This window comes from Aestuariimicrobium sp. T2.26MG-19.2B (assembly GCF_950101875.1).
Lineage (GTDB): Bacteria > Actinomycetota > Actinomycetes > Propionibacteriales > Propionibacteriaceae > Aestuariimicrobium > Aestuariimicrobium kwangyangense.
Genome location: NZ_CATNLW010000001.1, coordinates 805574 through 822694 on the forward strand (window position 1 = coordinate 805574; position 17121 = coordinate 822694).

The 17121-nt window shown below is 68.8% G+C and carries 15 protein-coding genes and 1 tRNA gene; 3 read left to right on the top strand and 13 right to left on the bottom strand.

Going from position 1 to position 17121, the window contains the following annotated elements:
- Positions 1–40: 40 nt before the first annotated feature.
- The 7 genes from QQZ11_RS03670 to QQZ11_RS03700 all read right to left on the bottom strand — a co-directional run bounded on the left by QQZ11_RS03670 (position 41) and on the right by QQZ11_RS03700 (position 7903).
- Complete coding sequence (locus QQZ11_RS03670; RefSeq protein ID WP_284548733.1) at positions 41–865, bottom strand: ABC transporter permease; 825 nt, start codon at positions 863–865, stop codon at positions 41–43.
- Positions 855–1805, bottom strand: a complete 951-nt coding sequence (locus QQZ11_RS03675) for an ABC transporter ATP-binding protein (RefSeq protein ID WP_284548734.1) — start codon at positions 1803–1805, stop codon at positions 855–857. Before QQZ11_RS03675 ends, QQZ11_RS03670 begins: the two co-directional genes overlap by 11 nt.
- Positions 1802–2947, bottom strand: a complete 1146-nt coding sequence (locus tag QQZ11_RS03680; protein WP_284548735.1) for a LolA family protein — start codon at positions 2945–2947, stop codon at positions 1802–1804. The genes QQZ11_RS03675 and QQZ11_RS03680 overlap by 4 nt, the downstream gene beginning before the upstream one ends.
- A 175-nt stretch (positions 2948–3122) precedes the next feature.
- Positions 3123–3839 (bottom strand): EcsC family protein, encoded by a 717-nt coding sequence (locus QQZ11_RS03685; RefSeq protein WP_022909226.1) that lies wholly within the window; start codon positions 3837–3839, stop codon positions 3123–3125.
- Between the two features lie 137 nt (positions 3840–3976).
- Positions 3977–4948, bottom strand: a complete 972-nt coding sequence (locus tag QQZ11_RS03690; protein ID WP_284548736.1) for an N-acetylglucosamine kinase — start codon at positions 4946–4948, stop codon at positions 3977–3979.
- Entirely contained in the window at positions 4945–6174 is a 1230-nt protein-coding gene (locus QQZ11_RS03695; RefSeq protein WP_284548737.1) for a multidrug effflux MFS transporter, read from the bottom strand. The genes QQZ11_RS03690 and QQZ11_RS03695 overlap by 4 nt, the downstream gene beginning before the upstream one ends.
- 19 nt (positions 6175–6193) lie before the next feature.
- Complete coding sequence (locus QQZ11_RS03700) at positions 6194–7903, bottom strand: helicase HerA-like domain-containing protein (protein WP_284548739.1); 1710 nt, start codon at positions 7901–7903, stop codon at positions 6194–6196.
- 121 nt (positions 7904–8024) lie between these two features.
- Here QQZ11_RS03700 and QQZ11_RS03705 point away from each other — a divergent pair, with 121 nt between their 5' ends.
- Both QQZ11_RS03705 and QQZ11_RS03710 read left to right on the top strand, forming a co-directional pair.
- Complete coding sequence (locus QQZ11_RS03705; protein WP_022909221.1) at positions 8025–8318, top strand: type II toxin-antitoxin system VapB family antitoxin; 294 nt, start codon at positions 8025–8027, stop codon at positions 8316–8318.
- A gap of 28 nt (positions 8319–8346) precedes the next feature.
- Positions 8347–8901, top strand: coding sequence for a LytR C-terminal domain-containing protein (locus tag QQZ11_RS03710; protein WP_022909220.1), 555 nt, complete (start codon positions 8347–8349; stop codon positions 8899–8901).
- Here QQZ11_RS03710 and QQZ11_RS03715 read toward each other — a convergent pair.
- The 6 genes from QQZ11_RS03715 to QQZ11_RS03740 all read right to left on the bottom strand — a co-directional run bounded on the left by QQZ11_RS03715 (position 8898) and on the right by QQZ11_RS03740 (position 16230).
- Positions 8898–10394, bottom strand: coding sequence for a potassium/proton antiporter (locus QQZ11_RS03715; protein WP_022909219.1), 1497 nt, complete (start codon positions 10392–10394; stop codon positions 8898–8900). The genes QQZ11_RS03710 and QQZ11_RS03715 overlap by 4 nt on opposite strands.
- A complete protein-coding gene (locus QQZ11_RS03720; RefSeq protein ID WP_284548740.1) occupies positions 10391–12658 on the bottom strand; it encodes a heavy metal translocating P-type ATPase in 2268 nt (755 codons plus the stop codon). The genes QQZ11_RS03715 and QQZ11_RS03720 overlap by 4 nt, the downstream gene beginning before the upstream one ends.
- On the bottom strand, positions 12655–14691 hold the full coding sequence (locus tag QQZ11_RS03725) for a cytochrome c oxidase assembly protein (RefSeq protein ID WP_284548742.1): 2037 nt from the start codon (positions 14689–14691) through the stop codon (positions 12655–12657). Before QQZ11_RS03725 ends, QQZ11_RS03720 begins: the two co-directional genes overlap by 4 nt.
- A gap of 119 nt (positions 14692–14810) precedes the next feature.
- Positions 14811–14898, bottom strand: a tRNA-Ser gene (locus QQZ11_RS03730).
- A 65-nt stretch (positions 14899–14963) separates the two neighbouring features.
- On the bottom strand, positions 14964–15398 hold the full coding sequence (gene tadA / locus QQZ11_RS03735) for a tRNA adenosine(34) deaminase TadA (RefSeq protein ID WP_446698808.1): 435 nt from the start codon (positions 15396–15398) through the stop codon (positions 14964–14966).
- Positions 15399–15486: 88 nt separating this feature from the next.
- Positions 15487–16230: a tRNA adenosine deaminase-associated protein gene (locus QQZ11_RS03740; RefSeq protein WP_284548744.1), complete on the bottom strand. Its 744-nt coding sequence runs from the start codon at positions 16228–16230 to the stop codon at positions 15487–15489.
- Between the two features lie 261 nt (positions 16231–16491).
- Here QQZ11_RS03740 and upp point away from each other — a divergent pair, with 261 nt between their 5' ends.
- Positions 16492–17118, top strand: a complete 627-nt coding sequence (gene upp / locus QQZ11_RS03745; RefSeq protein ID WP_026377677.1) for a uracil phosphoribosyltransferase — start codon at positions 16492–16494, stop codon at positions 17116–17118.
- Positions 17119–17121 lie beyond the last annotated feature (3 nt).

Consider the following 17121-nt stretch of genomic DNA (forward strand, 5'->3'; position numbering starts at 1 on the left):
GAGATCCTGACAGGTGGCAGGGGACTCCACGACCCTGGTCTCAGCTGCCGATGTCCTTGCTGGTGAACCTGGCCCAGGCGGCCGCGCCGGTGACCGCCATCCAGGCGGCTGCCACGCCCAGCCCCTTCACGGCACGCGACCACAGCGGAGGGTCGCGCAGCACGTCGGCGAACTGCAGGAACCAGTGGGTGAGCAGGTAGGGCTGCAGCCACGCCAGCTGGCTCGTCGCCTCGGTCAGCCAGCTGAGGATCACCACCACCATGCACCCGACCGTCACCGCCAGCGGCTGGTCGACCAGGGTCGACAGGAACAACCCCATGGTGCCGACGGCCGTCATCATCAGCGCCAGGAACAGGGCCATCAGGGCCAGTCGCCCCAAGGACTCCGTGAACGTGATCGCGGTGCCCGAGAGGGTCATGGACGCACCCGACCCGAACACCATCACACCGGCGACGAGTCCGACCACGGCGATCAGGAAGGTGCCGAAGAACGCTCCCACCAGCAGGCCGGCGAACTTCACCGCCAACAACCTGGCCCGTCCCACAGGGGTGACGAGCAGGTAGCGCAGCGTGCCGCCGTGCGCCTCCCCCGCGATCGCGTCACCCGCCAACAACGACATGGCAAGCGGCAGGAAGAAGGCCGACTCCATCATCAGCGCCAACATCGGGAGCACAGTGCCATTGGCCACCGAGACCATCAGCCCGGTGTCACCGGAGGTCTTGATGGCGATGGCCATCACCACGGGAACCGCCGCCAGGATCACCAGCCCCAACTGGTTGCGGCGCCGCGACATCATCAATGAGATCTCGCTGCCGACCAGTCGCCAGAACGCGAACGGACGAACCGGTCGTGCCTCAACGGACATCGAAGCCCTCCCCGGTCAGCTCGACGAAACGCTCCTCGAGGCTGGCGGAGTCAGCACTGAAGCCGAGCACCCGCACCCCCGCCGACACCAGCGCGGGCACCACGGCCTCGACCGGATGGTCTCCCAGGGCCGCTGTCACCTGACCCGAGGCACCCTCACCGGCGGACGACGCGACCTCGTCCAACCCGAGCACCGTGAGCGCCTGGGTGGCCTGCGCGAGGTCGGGGGTGGTCACCCGCACGCGCACCCCGTGGGCACGGCGAAGTCCCGCCAGTGAGTCCTGGGCGACGAGTCGTCCGCGGCTCATCACCCCGACATGGCTGCACATCTGTTCGACCTCGGCCAGCAGGTGGCTCGACACCAGCACGGTGGTGCCGTCATGGGCGAGGCCCGCGACCAGGTGCCGCACCTCACGGGTGCCCTGCGGGTCGAGCCCGTTGGTGGGCTCGTCCAGCACCAGCAGGTCGTGCGGCTGCAGCAGAGCGGCTGCGATACCGAGGCGCTGCTTCATGCCCAAGGAGTAGTTCTTGACCCGCTTCCTGGCCGCCGCGGTCAGTCCGACCCGCTCCAGCGCGGCTCCGATCCGGGCGGACGAGGTGCGCGCCTCGGCGGTCGCGTCAGCGGCATCGAGGCGGCGCAGGTTGTCTCGTCCGTTGAGGTGCAGGTGGAACGCAGGACCTTCGACCAGCGCACCGACCCTGGGGAGCACCCGGTTGGCGTGAGCCGGCATGGGTTCGTCCAGCAGCCTCACGTGACCGGCGGTCGGGTGCACCAGGCCGAGCAGCATGCGGATGGTCGTGGTCTTGCCCGAACCGTTGGGGCCGAGGAATCCGTAGACAGAGCCCGTGGGCACCTCGAGGGCAAGATCGTCGACCGCCGTCTGGTGGCCGAAGGTCTTGGTCAGTCCCGAGGTGACGACGGCGGCGCCACCCTCGCTCATCCCAGGGCCGCGAACAGCGTGCCGGCGGGCACCGCACCGGCGGCGACCTTGCCCTGGTCGGTCACGACGACCGTGAACAGGGTCCCTTCGAAGATGCGTCCACTCCCCCACGTACCCGAGACCTTGGGGAAGCTGGACAGCACCCCCTGCAGCTCGGCGGGCACCCCGCTCAGGTCGGACAGCTGGTCCGCGACGACCACGGTGCCCCAGCCCTGACCGGTGACGGTGGGCTTGTGACCGGACTTCGGGTCGACCTTGGTGGGCATCGACGGGTGGTCGTTCGCACCGGTCGTGTCGGCCGACTTCTCGGTCACCTTCGTGCCCGGCGGGGTGGTGAACCGGAACATCGCAGGGTCGGGCTGGGCGAAGCTCAGCTGGGTGAAGCCGATGTTCACCGCCGGGCCGGAGCTGCGGGTGGAGTAGACCTGAACGCGCAGCGGCTGCTTGGTGGTGGCCTCGACGGCGATGGACACCTTCTTCACCAAGGTCGTGCCCGACTTGGGGGTCAGGGCGAGGTCGTAGGCGGCGTGCCCGGCGACTGTCGTGGTGCCCGCGACGCTGACGGTGGTCGACTGGTCAGCGGTGGTGAGCAGCTTCCTGGCGGCCTCGGCCGGGGTGAGGTTCAGCTCCTCCCTCGGGCCTGGGCCCGAGGTGTCGGGGGTCTTGGAGTGCACGGCCTCCCGGGTGGACGAACTCCACACCCAGGTGTCGGTGGGGTTGGTGATCACGGCTGCCTCGCTGGTGCCGTCCACCAGGGCGACTCGCGCCGACTGCTTGCCGTCGTACCAGACCCGCCACGTGTGGCTGCCCTGCAGCAGGTTCAACGGGTCGAGGGTCGAGGGCTTCTGCACCCCACCCGGCACCTCGGGGAGTCCGATGTCCATGGTCTGGGTGAGTTCACCCTGCATCGCCACCGGCTTGGCCGCGATCACGTCGGCGACCAACTGCTGGGCAGTGATCGGGGGCAGGGTCGGGTCAGCCTTGGCGGTGGTCTGCACCAGCGCCGGCACGGCAAGTGCGACGCCCAGGACGGCCACGGGGGCGATCCATGCTGCCCGGGTTCGGGCTGCCCCAGCTCGGGTTGCCCCGGCCAGAGCTGCGCGGGTTCGGCGCGCACGGGTGAGAGCTGCCAGATTCCTCATGCACCCATTCTGCGCGCGTGCACGAAACGGGCAATCAGACCAAGGTCGCGACCTGTCACACCAGGGTCCATGACCGCGGCCTGTGTGATCGAACCGGCCCGGACACAACGGTCGGACGATGCCGGGGCCCGAGGGCCTGCATCGTCCGACCGAGGTGTGCCCGAGCCGTCAGGGCTCAGAGGGTCGAGCCGACCACCAGCGGGAACTCCTTGCGGGCGTTGTCGGCGATCCGGTTCATCAGGTACAGGTCGAGTCCGCCGCCGATCACTCCGCCGGCGAAGGGAACGAGCTTGCCGAGCTTCGACAGGCTCTTGGTCGTCAGCTGCCGGATCAACCGGAAGCCGATCCCCTTGTTGACCATCATCAACGCCGCCTGGGGCAGCCGTTCCAGGGCAACGGCGGTCGCCTTGCCGGTGACGGGGTTGACGCCCACCTTCTGCAGCACGTCGTAGCCGCCCGATCCCGACAGGGTCAACAGCACGGCCGTGCGCACCTGCGGCTTGTTCAGGTCATAACCGCGCAGGTGCGCGATGCCGGCGACCATGCGGGTGGCGACGACGTAGAACTCGAGGATGTTGGCCGGCAGGGCCACCGGCATCGTGACGAAGCCACCCAGTCCGGTCAGGAACCCGGCGCCGGCCGCGGTGCGCAGGTAGGCCGCCGAGAGCTTGTTGATCGCCTTCTCGACATCGCCATTGGCATCCGCGAGCGCCCTGTCGGCGACGACCTGGGCGCTCTTGGCGGGCCCCCTGCCGTCGATGCCCACCGAGATCAGCTGCTCGATCAGCTTGGTGGCGACGTCGTCCCCCGAGCCGTCGGTCGCGGCATCCATGGCAGGGCGCTGGGGGGCCTTGGTGTCCTTGGACTTGTCAAACATGTCGAACAGTCCCATGGTGTCCTCCTGTGGTGCGCGGGGCCGACTGATCCGGCTCCCGGGGGCGGCGTGAGCCTGACCCATCCCCAACAGTGGCATGGGAAAGTCGCAGTCAGCGGCATTTCTGCCGACAGCGAGGGCCCGCGCGGGTGGGCTCAGGGTTGCCCCTGAACCCTTTCGGGTGGCACCCCCATCGCCACCCGGGTGGCCTCGTCCGCCGGTCGGCCGGCTGCCCTCAGCGCCACCATGGTGGCCCCGACCACCCCGTCCGAGGCCAGTCTGGCCCGGTCGCCCAGCAGGCTGACCAGCCGGTCGCGGATGACCGAGTCGAGCCCGGCCACGGAACCCGCCAGCACCACGGGACTGCTCTCGTGCACCCCGACCAGCGCAGCCCTGGCCGTGCTCTCGATCAGGTCTGCGGCATCTGCCAGGATGCGGTCAGCCACGGGGTCACCCACCGACTGCACCACCAGCGGGGCGAAGCCGGCCAGTTGCACCGGACGAAGCCCGTAGCAGTGCTCGATCAGGGCGACCCTGCGGGGGTCGCCGGGGCGATCGCGATGACTCGCCAACTGCGGCGTGCGGGCCAGCACGAGGTCGGTCAGGGCCGTGTCGGGGCCTCGTCCGTCGATGGCAGCCAGCACGTCGTGCACCGCCCGACGCCCGATCCAGAACCCGGCTCCGTCATCACCCAGCAGCCAGCCGGCGCCGTCGACCAGACGGTTGATGCGTCCGCCCACGATGGTGGCGGCCACGGCACCGGTGCCCGCGATCAGCACCACCCCCTGCTCCTCCGAGCAGCCGGAGAACCATGCCCCGAGCAGATCGGGCTCGATGTCGATCGGACACCCCAGTCCCGCAGCAGCGGCGGCCGCGGCCAGTCCGTCGAGGGCTCCCCCGGTGGCCGATCCGCCCGCCATGGTCACGGCGAGACGGGTGACCTCGTCGGCTCTGCCGCCGGCGGCGTCGAGCGCGGCCCGCAGCACGTTCAGCCTCGCCAGGTCGTGCCCCGAGGAGTTCGGATTGCCGGGGCCGGATCGTCCCACCCCCACCACCACCCGGACGGTGTCGTCCCAGGCCAGCGCACGGGTGGAGGTACCGCCGGCATCGACGCCCACGACGATCACGCGACCACCACCTGGCCCGCCGTGGCGTCGGCGGGAACCGCTCGTAGGTGCCACACCCACATCCCGAACCCGGCCAGCGAGAAGCAGGCCGCCGCCAGCGCCAGTTGCAGCACCGACCCGGTCACCATGGGTACGACCAGTCCGGCCAGGGCGGCGTTGAGCATCAGTTGCATGAACGACTGGCCCGAGGCGGCCGAACCACGCAGGCTGGGGAACAGGTCGAGCATGACGAGGTTGACCACCGGGAAGCTGAGGGCCACCCCGAAGGCGATCAGCATGGGACCCACCACCGCCCACGGCAGTTGCGGGGCGCTGGGCAGGGCCGAGAGGGCGACGTTCACCAGCCCAGCCGAGATGGCGACCACGTAGCCGATGGTGGCCAGACGGCGTCCCGGCACCCGCTCGGCGAGGCGGGCATTGAGGAAGAAACCCGTCATCATGCCGGCGATCATGGGCACGAAGAAGATCCAGAAGTCCTGCTCCCCCTTGCCCAACAGGTCGACGATGAAGATGGGTGCCGCCGAGATGTAGAGGAACTGGGCGGCGAACGCGAAGGCCGACGCGAACCCCAGCCGCAGGAAGACCCGGTTGCCCATCACCTGCGCCAACCCCCTCAGCAGGGTGCCGACCCGCAGGGGCACCCGGCGTTGGTGGGGGTGGGTCTCGGGCAGGCCGAACCTCACCAGCACGCACAGCAACACACCGAAGGCGACCAGGAACCAGAACGTGAGCCGCCAGTTGCCGACCAGCAGGATCCAGCCGCCCACCACCGGTGCCAGGGCCGGGGAGATGGCGAAGATCATCGACACCTGCGCCATCAGTCGCTGGGCAGCGGCTCCATGGAACAGGTCGCGGATGAGGGCTCTCGAGATGATCTGGCCGGCACCGGCAGACAGTCCCTGCATGGCGCGGAAGACCAGCAGGACACCGAAGCTGGGTGCCAGTGCGGCCCCCACCGACGCCAGGGCGTAGACCAGCAGGCCGGTGATCATCACCGGCTTGCGGCCCACGGCGTCAGAGATGGGGCCGTGGAAGAGCGACATCACCGCGAACGAGACCAGGTACACGCTGGTCAACTGCTGCAGGGCCACCGTGTCGACGCTGAACTCACGCCCGATCTGGGCGAACGCCGGGAACATCGAGTCGATGGTGAACGGGCCGATCATGCCGAGCATCGCGATGATGATCGTGGCGCCGACGTGGTGTCGGTGTTCTGGTGGAGTCACCGGCTCATCCAAGCAGCCCTCACCGACGACGGCGAGCCGTGCCGAAGATGGAGCGGATGATCTCATTGCCCGCGGTGCGAATGAACGACTTGACCACGGGGTTGGTCATGACGTTCTCGACCGCCGACTTCTGCTGCCGGGTGGTGCGGGTCGAACTGCGCTCGGGGCGGGGCTGGGGCTGGTCATACCCGTCCTGCTGGGTCTGTTCATACCTGTCCCGCTGGGGCGTGTCCTGTTGGGCCCTGTCCTGCTCGGCCCGGGCATCCGCGGCACCCTGCTCGAGCTTGCGGGCGAGGATCTCGCGGGCCGAGTCGCGGTCGATCGGCTGGCCGTACTTCGCCTGCATCTGCGACTGGGCGACCCCAGCGCGCATGGCGTCCTCGGGGGTGGGGGCCATCAGTGTCTGGGGGGCACGCATCCTCGTCCACGCCACCGGCGTCGGGGCCCCGTCGGGGTCCATCACCGTGACGATCGCCTCACCGATGCCCAGTTGCTGCAGCACCTGGGCGAGGTCGTAGTCCGAGGTCGGGAACGTCTGCACGGTCTGCTTCAGGGCCTTGGCGTCGTTGGGGGTGTGGGCGCGCAACTGGTGCTGCACCCGCGAACCCAACTGGGCCAGCACGTCATCGGGCACGTCCTTGGGGGTCTGGGTGACGAAGAAGACACCCACACCCTTCGAACGGATCAGGCGCACCGTCTGCGCGATGGCGTCGAGGAAGGCCTTGGACGCCCCGTCGAACAGCAGGTGGGCCTCGTCGAAGAAGAAGACCAACCTGGGCTTCTCGACGTCGCCGACCTCGGGCAGGTCGTGGAAGAGGTCGGCGAGCAGCCACATCAGGAAGGTGGAGAAGATCGCCGGACGCGATTGCAGGTTCGGCAGTTCCAGCAGCGAGATCACGCCTCGTCCGTCGGCGGTGACGTGCAGCAGATCGGCGGTGTCGAACTCCGGCTCGCCGAAGAAGGCGTCGGCTCCCTGGTCCGACAGGGTGATCAGCGAGCGCAGGATCACGCCGGCCGTCGACGCGGAGACCCCGCCGAGGTTCTTCAGTTCCTGCTTGCCCTCGTCCGAGGTCAGGTGGGTGAGCACGGCCCTCAGGTCGGACAGGTCCAGCAGCGGCAACCCGGCCTGGTCGGCGTAGTGGAACACCAGGCCCAGGGTCGACTCCTGGGTGTCGTTGAGCTCCAGTACCTTCGACAGCAGGATGGGACCGAAGGACGACATGGTCGCCCTCAGCGGGACGCCGATGCCCTCGCCGCCCAACGCGTAGAACTCCACGGGTGCGGCCGACGGCTGCCAGTCCTGACCGATCTTCTGGGTGCGTTCCAGCAGCTTGGGGCTTGACTGCCCCGGTGAGGCCAGTCCCGACAGGTCGCCCTTGATGTCGGCTGCGAAGACCGGCACCCCCGCCGCCGAGACCTGTTCGGCCATCAGTTGCAGGGTCTTGGTCTTGCCGGTGCCGGTCGCACCCGCGACCAGGCCGTGCCGGTTCAGCATGCTCAACGGGATGCGGATCTTCGTCTCGGGCACCGGAACGTCGTCCTGCACCAGCACCCCCAGTTCGATGCTCGGCTCGTCGAAGGTGTAGCCCTTCGTGATCACCGACGTCTGGGCGCTGGAGGTCTGGGTACTGGGGCTCTGGGTGCTGGGGCTCTGGGTGCTGGGGCTCTGGGTGCTGGGGCTCTGGGTGCTGGGGGTCTGGGGGGCGGTATCGGCGGCCGGATCGCTCATGGCCAGAATCTATGCCACCGCCTGAGACCAGCCTGACAGTTCGCCAAAGACTTGGTCACGGCTTCAGCACGGCTTGAGGCTGATGGGGCGGTCGGCACCCACTGCTGGCTAGAGTGGCGGGGTGATCTTCAAGCGTGTGGGTGACACCCGGCCCTACCCGGACCACGGGTACGTTCAGAAGCAGTGGGCGGCCATTGCTCCTCACCAGGTGCGACTGGACGAGTTGGTGACCACCAAGCGCACCCTCGACCTGGAGGCGCTGCTCGAGGACGACAGCACGTTCTACGGTGACCTGTTCGCGCACGTGGTGAGCTACCGCGGCGAGCTGTACCTCGAGGACGGACTGCACCGAGCCCTGCGCGCCGCACTGCAGCAGCGCCAGACCATGCACGCGCGCGTGCTCGACCTCAACTGATCCCGCGAGCAGGGGACGAAGGAGCCAGATGCGCATCGTGCGGATGATCGCCACCCCTGTGCTGTTGCTGGCCCTGTTGGGCTTCCTGACCTGGGGCGCGTGGTGGGGATACCGGAACGTGATGGCACCTGTTCCAGCTCACCTGCCCGACCCGTGCGTGACGCAGAGCGTCGGTCAGACCCTGCAGGCGAACAAGGTCACCGTCAGCGTCTACAACGGCGGCTACGTCGCGGGTCAGGCCAACACCGTCGCCAAGGCCCTCAAGGCCAAGGGCTTCATCATCAAGCACGTCGACAACACCGACCAGCGCATCAAGCAGACGGTGATCGTCGGGGCCGCGGCCACCAACCCCGAGGTCAAGCTGGTGGCCGGACACTTCAAGGGCGCCACGGTGAAGGCCGACGATCGTCCCGACCACACGGTCGACGTGATGATCGGCACCGCCTACGCGGGCATGAACGCCAAGGCCGCCACCTCGATCGCCGTGCCGGGCGGAGCCGTCTGCCTGCCCACTTCGGCCACCCCGACCCCGTCGGGTTCGTCCTCGGGCACCCCGGCCCCCTCGGTGACGCCCAAGCGCTAGTCGGCCCGCACACCGTTCCATCGGGCCAGGCGTCCGCCTCGTCCGATCTCGGTCAGCCGCACCTCGACCTTCGCCCGGTGCTGGGTGGGCGTCATGATCATCATCTCGTCGCCGACCTCGAGCCGGTCACGGCCGGTGGGAGCGAAGGGTGTCTCGTCACGGATGATCAACGACACGACGGTGTCCTTGGGCAGACGTAGTTCGCGCACGCTCACTCCTGCCAGCTTCGACCCGTCGGGCACCCGCACCTGCAGCAGTTCGGCCCGCAGCCGGTCGAGGGGAGCTGCCTCGATGTCGACGTCGCGAGGTCCGTGCGGGTCGACCAGACCCAGGCGCTGCCCCAGCCACGGAAGGGTGGGGCCCTGCAGGAAGGTGAAGGCGATCACCAGCACCAGCACCATGTCGAACAGTCGCTCGGCACCGGGCAGCCTTGCTGCCATCGGGATGGTGCACAAGATGATGGGCACCGCCCCGCGCAGCCCGGCCCAGCTCATGAAGGCCTGCTCCCGCCAGGGGAGGCGGAAACCGGCAGCGACCAGCACCACCGACAAGGGGCGGGCCACCAGCAGCAGGAACAGACCCAGCACCAGGCCGGCGCCCACCACTCCCCAGGTGATGCGGGAGGGGCTGGCCAGCAGTCCCAGCATCACGAACAAGCCGATCTGGGCGATCCAGCCGAGTCCCTCCGCGAAGGCTCGCACCGACTGACGGTGCGGCAGTTGGGAGTTGCCGAGGACGACCGAGGCCACGTAGGCAGCGGCGAACCCGGAGACGTGCAGCACGCCGGCCAGTTCATAGACTCCGAAGGCCCAGGCCACCGCGGCGATGGCGTACAGACCCGATGAGGGCAGTTGCACCCGCCGCATCAGCCAGGCGGCCACCAGTCCGACCCCCAGACCGAGGGCCTGACCGGCGAGCAGTTCGATGACCACCAGCCCGACCGCCACCCAGGTGCCGCCCTCGGGCGCCCGATGCAGCGCCACCGAGGTGGCCATCGTGACGATCAACACGGTGGGCGCGTCGTTGAGACCGGATTCCGCCTCGAGGGTTGCGCGCAGCCGCCCGGGGATCGCCACATTGCGCAGCACGGCGAACACGGCCGCCGCGTCGGTCGAGGCCACGATGCCACCGAGCACGACGGCCACCGCGGGTGTGAGGCCGAAGACGTAGTGCGCGAAGAGGGCCACCACGGCCACGCTGACGCCGACGCTCGCGGTGGCCAGCAGCATGGCGACCCCGACGGCTGGCCTGATCTCCGACCACTTGGTGGTCAGTCCCCCCTCGGCCAGGATGATGACCAGGGCGGCGAACCCGAGCTTGGCGGCCAGTTGGGGGTCGGAGAACGAGATGCCCAACCCGGAGTCCCCCAGCAACATGCCCACCCCCAGGAAGAGCAGCAGGGCCGGCAACCCCACCCGCGCCGAGAGCCGGGCCGCACCGATCGCCACCAGGGTGACCGCGGCGGCCAGCAGCAGGGAGAGGTCAAGGCTCACGGGCGGCGTCCCGCTCCCGCGAACGAGTTGAGGCGCAGGCTGTTCCAGGTGACGAGCAGGGATGAGGCCGCCATCGCGCCCGCGGCGACCAGTGGGTTGAGCAGCCCGGCGGCGGCGATGGGGATGGCGGCGACGTTGTAGCCGAAAGCCCAGACCAGGTTGCCCCGGATCGTCCGCAGCGTGCGTCGGGCCAGGTCGATCGAGTCGGGCAGCACCGCCAGGTGCTCGCGGACGAGGATGATGTCTGCGGATTTCAGGGCAATGTCGGTGCCCGAGATCAGCGCGATGCCCAGGTCGGCGGTCGACAGCGCGGCGGCGTCATTGATGCCGTCGCCGACCATGGCGACCTTGTGACCGTCGGCCTGGATGCGTGCCAGCACCGCCACCTTCTCGGTGGGTAGCACCCCGGCCAACGACTCGTCGATCCCCAGTTCAGCGGCGATGTGGTCGGCCGCGGCCTGCTCGTCCCCGGTCAGCAGGACCGTGCGCAGACCTTGGCGACGCAGCGCCGCGACTGCCTCGTGGGCACCGGGTCGCAGCTCGTCGCGCATCCGGACGACCGCACGCAGGGTGCCGTCGACGGCCACCAGGGCCAGGGGCCCGGCCGTGTCCGCCAAGGTCGTCGAGGCGGCTGAGTGGTCGATGTCGTGACCGGTCAACAGGGCGCGGTTGCCGACCACCACGTGGTGACCTGCCACGCGCCCGCTGACGCCCAGGCCGGGCATCACCTCGAACTGCTCCACCGTGAAGGCCCCGGCGGTGCCCTCATCCACGAACGAGGTGATGGCACGTGCCACCGGATGTTCCGAGCCGCGTTCCAGCGCTGCCGCCCAGCCGAGCAGTGGCTCGTCGTCCCCGTGCGTGAATTCGCCGTCGGTGACGACAACGTCGGTCACCTGCAACTGGCCGGTGGTGAGGGTTCCGGTCTTGTCGAGCACCACCGTGTCGATGGCGCCGCTGGCCTCAAGGGCGTCGTGGCCCTTGATCAGGATCCCCAGACTGGCACCTCGCCCGATGCCCACCATCAGGGCGGTCGGCGTGGCCAGACCCAGGGCGCAGGGACAGGCGATGATCAGCACCGAGACGCCGATGCCGACGGCGGTGGCGGTCGAGGATCCTGCCACCAGCCAGCCAGCTGCCACCAGCAGCGCGCAGACGATCACGGCTGGCACGAACCAGCTGATCACCTGGTCGACCGTGTGCTGCACCCGCGCCTTGCGGTCCTGGGCCTGTTCGGCCAAGGCGGCCATCTGGGCCAGTTGGCTGTGTGCGCCCACCGCGGTGGCGGTGATGACGAGTCGTCCGTCGGTCGAGATCGTGCCGCCGACCACGGCCTGGCCGACGGCCACGGTACGAGGTTGGGCCTCGCCGGTGACCATGCTGGTGTCGACCGAGGCGGTCCCTTCGACCACGGTGCCGTCGACGGGGATGATCTCCCCCGGACGAACCACGGCCACGTCACCGGCGCGCACCTGCAGGGTGGGAACCTCGATCTCGGCGCCGTCGACCAGCAGCCGGGTGGTGGGCGCGGCGAGGTTGCCGATCGCGTTGAACACGTCGGCGGCACGTCGCCGTGATCGGGTCTCGAAGTAGCGACCGGCCAGTTGGAACACGGTCATGCCGGCAGCCACGTCGAGGTACACGCTGCTGGCGCCCTCGGGCACCCGCCCGTAGCCGAACCAGAAGCCACGGTTCTGTCCCTGCGCCAGAGCGGGCCACAGCAGGGTGAGTACGGCCCACCCGAACGAGACCACAATGCCGAGCGAGACCAGGGTGTCCATGCTGACGGCACCGTGGCGCAGGTTCCGGACCGTCGTGCGGTGGAAGGGCCAGGCGGCCCAACTGACGATCGGCAGCGCCAGCAGCAGGCACACCAACTCCCAGCCGGCGAATCGCAGGCTGGGTGACAGGGCCAGGATGATGGTGGCGTCCATCAACGGCACCGCCAGCAGGGTCGAGACGATGAGTCGGCGCCGCAACGAGGTGATCCGCTGGCTCGAGACGTCATGCAACCAGTCGTCGCTCTCGTCGGCACGCTGCTGGGCCTCGTACCCGGCGCGGACCACGGCCGCCAGACTGCGTTCGACGAGGGTGCCGTCGTCGCTGCTCGGAGGTCCGGTGATGACGGCACGCTCGGTGGCGTAGTTGACACTCGCCTGCACGCCGTCGAGCTTGTTGAGTGCCTTCTGCACACGGGTGGCGCAGGCGGCACAGGTCATGCCGCCGATGTTGAGTTCGACGACCTCGGACTGATCGGTGCTCACGGGCGTGCCTCACCTTCGGAGGCGAGCCTCTGCAGCATGACGTTGTAGGCCTCGTGGGAGTCGTCCAGACCGGTGTCGAGGTGACGATCGATGCGTTTGGCCTCCTTGTCGTCCTGTCGGGCCCACTGGGCACCGAGCGCCAACACCACCACCAGCAGGGGCAACTCGCTCCCGGCCCATGCCACTCCCCCGGCTACCCGCTGGATGGCGGCGAGGTCGTGGGCCCACGGCAGGGCGAGGTAGCGGTAGAAGGTCTCGGCGACGATCCGGGTCGAGTCCATCAGGATCACCCCGAAGAACGCATGGAACGGCATGGCCGCCATCAGGATGCCCAGTTTGGCGAGGTGGGGCAGGCGCCGAGGGTTGGGGTCGACACCGATCACCAGCCCGAAGTAGAGGGCCCCGACGATCAGGAAGTGCAGGTTCATCAGCTGGTGCGCCCAGTGGAACCGCATCAAGGCGCCGAACAGCCCCGTGAGGTAGAGGCCGTAGTACGAACCGATGTAGAGGGCGAACACGAGCAGGGGATGGTAGACGAAGGCCAACAGTCGCGACGGCAGCAGGGCCACCAGCTTCTCCCTGACACCCACCTGGTCGGGTTCGGACGAGGGCCTCAGGGCCCGCAGGGCCAAGGTGATGGGGGCGCCCAGCACGATCAGCACCGGTGCCAGCATGTTGAGCGTCATGTGCACCCCCATGTGCACGGCGAAGTCCGGCGCCGAGTACTTGCCGAAGCCGGAACTGGTCGCGATCAGCACGACCAGCCAGCCCAGCACCCACGCCAGCGTCCTCATCGCAGGCCAGCCCTCGCGGCGCAGGCGCAGCCGCCACAGACCCCAGCCGTAGGCGACCAGGGCGGTCGCGACCACGGTGCAGAACAGCAGGTTGGGTCGCCACTGGGTGAGCAGCACGCGAAGACTGGGGGCGTCGGGCACGTCGAACCCGAGCAGGGTCTGGCTGATGCTGGTGGGCACGAAGAACTGCGGTGGCGAGATGCGGGTCATCGCAGCGCCGACCACCACCGTCGCCCCCGCGGCAAGTCCGCCGACGAGAGTGCCGACGGCGGGTCGACGACCGATCACAGCCAACGCGACACCCAGCAGCACCAGCGCGCCGAACCGGACGAGCGCCAGCATGCCCGTGGGGCTCGAGGTGGGACCGCTGCCGGCCAGTTTGAACCAGGTCACGACCACTTCGGTGGCCACCAGGAGGAACCAGCCCACCCAGGCGGCCCGGATCCACCCAGCCGGGAGCCCGCCCGTGCGCCACCTTGGGACCTGTCCGGTGGCCAGCCTCAGCACCATCACGAGGGCGACACCCAGCAGCGCCTGCCCCACCACCGTCTGGACGACGGCGGCGTCGCCCCCGAAGTCATGGTTGGGACCGACCAACACCTGACCCACGACCACCGGCGCGAGGGATCCGATCAGCGCCGCCCAGAGGGCGACCAGGTGGGGGGTCCACCCGCGTGCCAGGCTGGCCAGCAGCACGATCACGAACGAGGCCTCGACGCTGACCATCCAGGCGCGGGGAAGGTCGCCGGAGAAGAGGGCGAACCTCAAGGCGGTGGTGTCGCTGAGGGTCTCGACGGGCAGGCCGTTGCTGTCGGCCGCCGTGAACAGCACCGAGCCGGCTGCCGTGGCCAGCCACCACCCCGCGGCATGACGCAGCACGGATTGGACGAGTCGGTCATCTGGTTCGAGGGAGCGTCCGTGCTCAGCCCTGCGGCTGCGGGTGCGCCCCAGCAGGAGCAGCCAGACCAGAGCGCCGACCGTGGTGGCCGAGGCGAGGTCCGCGAGTCCGCGCAGGGCGGCCGTGATCGAACCGGTCAGAGCGCCGGGGTGGGTGAGCCCGATCCTGCGGTAGGCCTGTTCACCCCCGGCCAACGTGGCCTGCACCGGCACCATCACCGCAGCCACTGTGACCAGCACCACCAGCAGCAGGCTCACTGCCTGCGCACCTCGACCGGTGGGCTCGCGGGTCAGGGCCTCGTCCGGCATGGTGCTCACCTCGTGTTCGAGCGGTGCTGTCACGATGTCGAGGCGGTGACTCCATCGAGCTGTGACTCTGTGGGCCGACTCTATCGGATGGCCATCTGGGCCCTGACGCCGAGCAGCCCCCGAACCGCGAGGTTCGAGGGCTGCTCATTGCGTGGCGGTGACGGAGGGATTTGAACCCTCGGTGGCTTGCACCACACTCGCTTTCGAGGCGAGCTCTTTCGGCCGCTCAGACACGTCACCGCCGAAAACCATACCGTGAGCCGGCCGTCGGCCGCCAATCGTCGCCCTCAGGCCTCCCTACCCAGTCACTGACGGTGTCCGGCGAAGAACTCGATCAGTGGAAGGGAGCACTCCTGGGCCAGCACTCCGGTCACGACCTCGACCCGGTGGTTGAGCCGAGGGTCACGGACGACGTCGAACAGCGACGCCACCGCCCCCGCCTTCGGGTCGAACGCCCCCATCACGAGCCGGTCGACGCGGGAGAGCACCAGCGCACCGGCGCACATGGTGCAGGGCTCGAGGGTGACGACGAGGGTGCACCCCGACAGTCGCCAGTGGCCCACCCGTTCGGCCGCGCGCCTGAGCGCCAACACTTCCGCGTGGGCGGTGGGGTCACCCGTGAGTTCGCGTTCGTTGTGGCCCTGCGCGATCACGGTTCCGTGTTCGTCGAGGATGACGGCACCGATGGGCACGTCGCCGTGCCCGGGGGCCAAGGCGGCCTCGGCCAGTGCGAGTCCCATCGCGTCGTCCCACTTCGACACCCTCACACCGCCGACCGGCTGACGGCAGTGAACCTCGGACGGCAATCGCCCATGCGCCAGGACCCGGTCAGCGCTGCGACTGGATGGCGCGCTGGAACTGGGGCCCGAACTTGAGCCGCTTGGCGATGCCCGCCAGTTGGTCGTCGGAGGACTCGTCGAGGTCCTCGACCAGGTTCTCGAGATCGAACTCGCTGATGCCGAGATCGGCCAGCATGTCGAGGTCACCGACCAGTTCGGAGTCGTCCTCGTCCTCGTCGGGAACGTCCATGCCCAGGAACTCGACCACGTCGCGTGCGAGTGGCCAGTCGTTGGCCGACATCGAGTCCGACAGCATCGTCTGCACGTTGCGACCGCGCACCCTGACCAGGACGAAGAACTCACCCGCGATCGAGACCGCACCGAGGGCTCCGGCGTCACCGGGCAGCCGACGCAACTGGTCGATCAGTTCGTCGAGGTCGTTGGCGAGCTCGAAGGCCAAGGCCTGGCCGACCGGCAGGCCGTCCTCCCGGTACAGGGCGACCACGCAGTCGATGTCCTCGGCCGTGGCGTCCTCGAGGTCGTCGTCGTCATCGTCGTCCGAGTCGTCGTCGTCCGAGTCGTCGTCGTCCGAGTCGTCGTCGTCCGAGTCGTCGTCATCCTCGTCGTCGGAGTCATCGTCGTCATCGTCGTCATCATCATCGACGTCGACATCCCCGTCGACGACGGCGTCGTCATCGAGGTCAGCAGCATCGTCGTCCAGGTCGGGGGCATCGGGAAGGAGGTCCTCGTCAGCACGAGTGTGGGTGTTCACGTCATCACCGTATGCGGTCATCGCGGCCTCCTCCACAGTGCAATCCGATAACCCAGTGCAATCTCGACAACCCAGTGCAATCTCGACAACCCAGTGCAATCTCGACAACCCAGTGCAATCTCGACAACCCAGTGCAATCTCGACAACCCAGTGCGATCTCGATGTCCCAGTGCCGCCTCGAGCACCCAGTGCAATCGCGACGACGTCCCCATCGTGCCATGCCAGCCCGACGTGTGCGCCCCGATGGGCGTGTGGGACAGTGGGGCCGTGGAACTGAGAGTCGTGGAACACCCGCTCGTCGATCACAAGCTGACCTTGCTGCGCAAGCGTGAGACCGACTCGACGACCTTCCGGCAACTGGTCGAGGAGCTCGTCACCCTGCTCGCCTACGAGGCGACCAGACAGGTGCGGGTCGAGCAACACCCGATCGAGACTCCTGTGGCGCCGACGATGGGCGTGCGGTTGTCGCGCCCTGCCCCCTTGGTCGTACCCATCCTGCGCGCGGGTCTGGGCATGCTCGAGGGAATGATGAAGCTGGTCCCCACCGCAGAGGTGGGTTTCGTCGGCATGGCCCGCAACGAGGAAACCCTGCAGCCCGTCACCTACGCCGAGCGCCTGCCGCACGACCTGACGGGGCGCCAGTGCTACGTGCTCGACCCGATGCTCGCCACCGGTGGGTCACTGGGTGGAACCGTGAAGTTCCTGGTCGACCGAGGCGCCGACCACATCACCTGCATCTGCCTGTTGGCGGCACCGGAGGGCATCGCCAACTTCGAGAAGCTGGTCGCCGACCTCGAGGTGCCCTGCACCCTGGTGGTGTCCGCCGTCGACGAGCGACTCAACGAGCACGGCTACATCGTGCCGGGACTGGGTGACGCCGGCGACCGGCTCTACGGGTTGGCCGAGTAAGCC

Bases quoted from the DNA above. Each gene is read 5' to 3' on its own strand.
- QQZ11_RS03670 (WP_284548733.1), bottom strand. From the start codon at position 865: ATGTCCGTTGAGGCACGACCGGTTCGTCCGTTCGCGTTCTGGCGACTG.
- QQZ11_RS03675 (WP_284548734.1), bottom strand. From the start codon at position 1,805: ATGAGCGAGGGTGGCGCCGCCGTCGTCACCTCGGGACTGACCAAGACC.
- QQZ11_RS03680 (WP_284548735.1), bottom strand. From the start codon at position 2,947: ATGAGGAATCTGGCAGCTCTCACCCGTGCGCGCCGAACCCGCGCAGCT.
- QQZ11_RS03685 (WP_022909226.1), bottom strand. From the start codon at position 3,839: ATGGGACTGTTCGACATGTTTGACAAGTCCAAGGACACCAAGGCCCCC.
- QQZ11_RS03700 (WP_284548739.1), bottom strand. From the start codon at position 7,903: ATGAGCGATCCGGCCGCCGATACCGCCCCCCAGACCCCCAGCACCCAG.
- QQZ11_RS03710 (WP_022909220.1), top strand. From the start codon at position 8,347: ATGCGCATCGTGCGGATGATCGCCACCCCTGTGCTGTTGCTGGCCCTG.
- tadA (WP_446698808.1), bottom strand. From the start codon at position 15,398: ATGGGACTCGCACTGGCCGAGGCCGCCTTGGCCCCCGGGCACGGCGAC.
- QQZ11_RS03740 (WP_284548744.1), bottom strand. From the start codon at position 16,230: ATGACCGCATACGGTGATGACGTGAACACCCACACTCGTGCTGACGAG.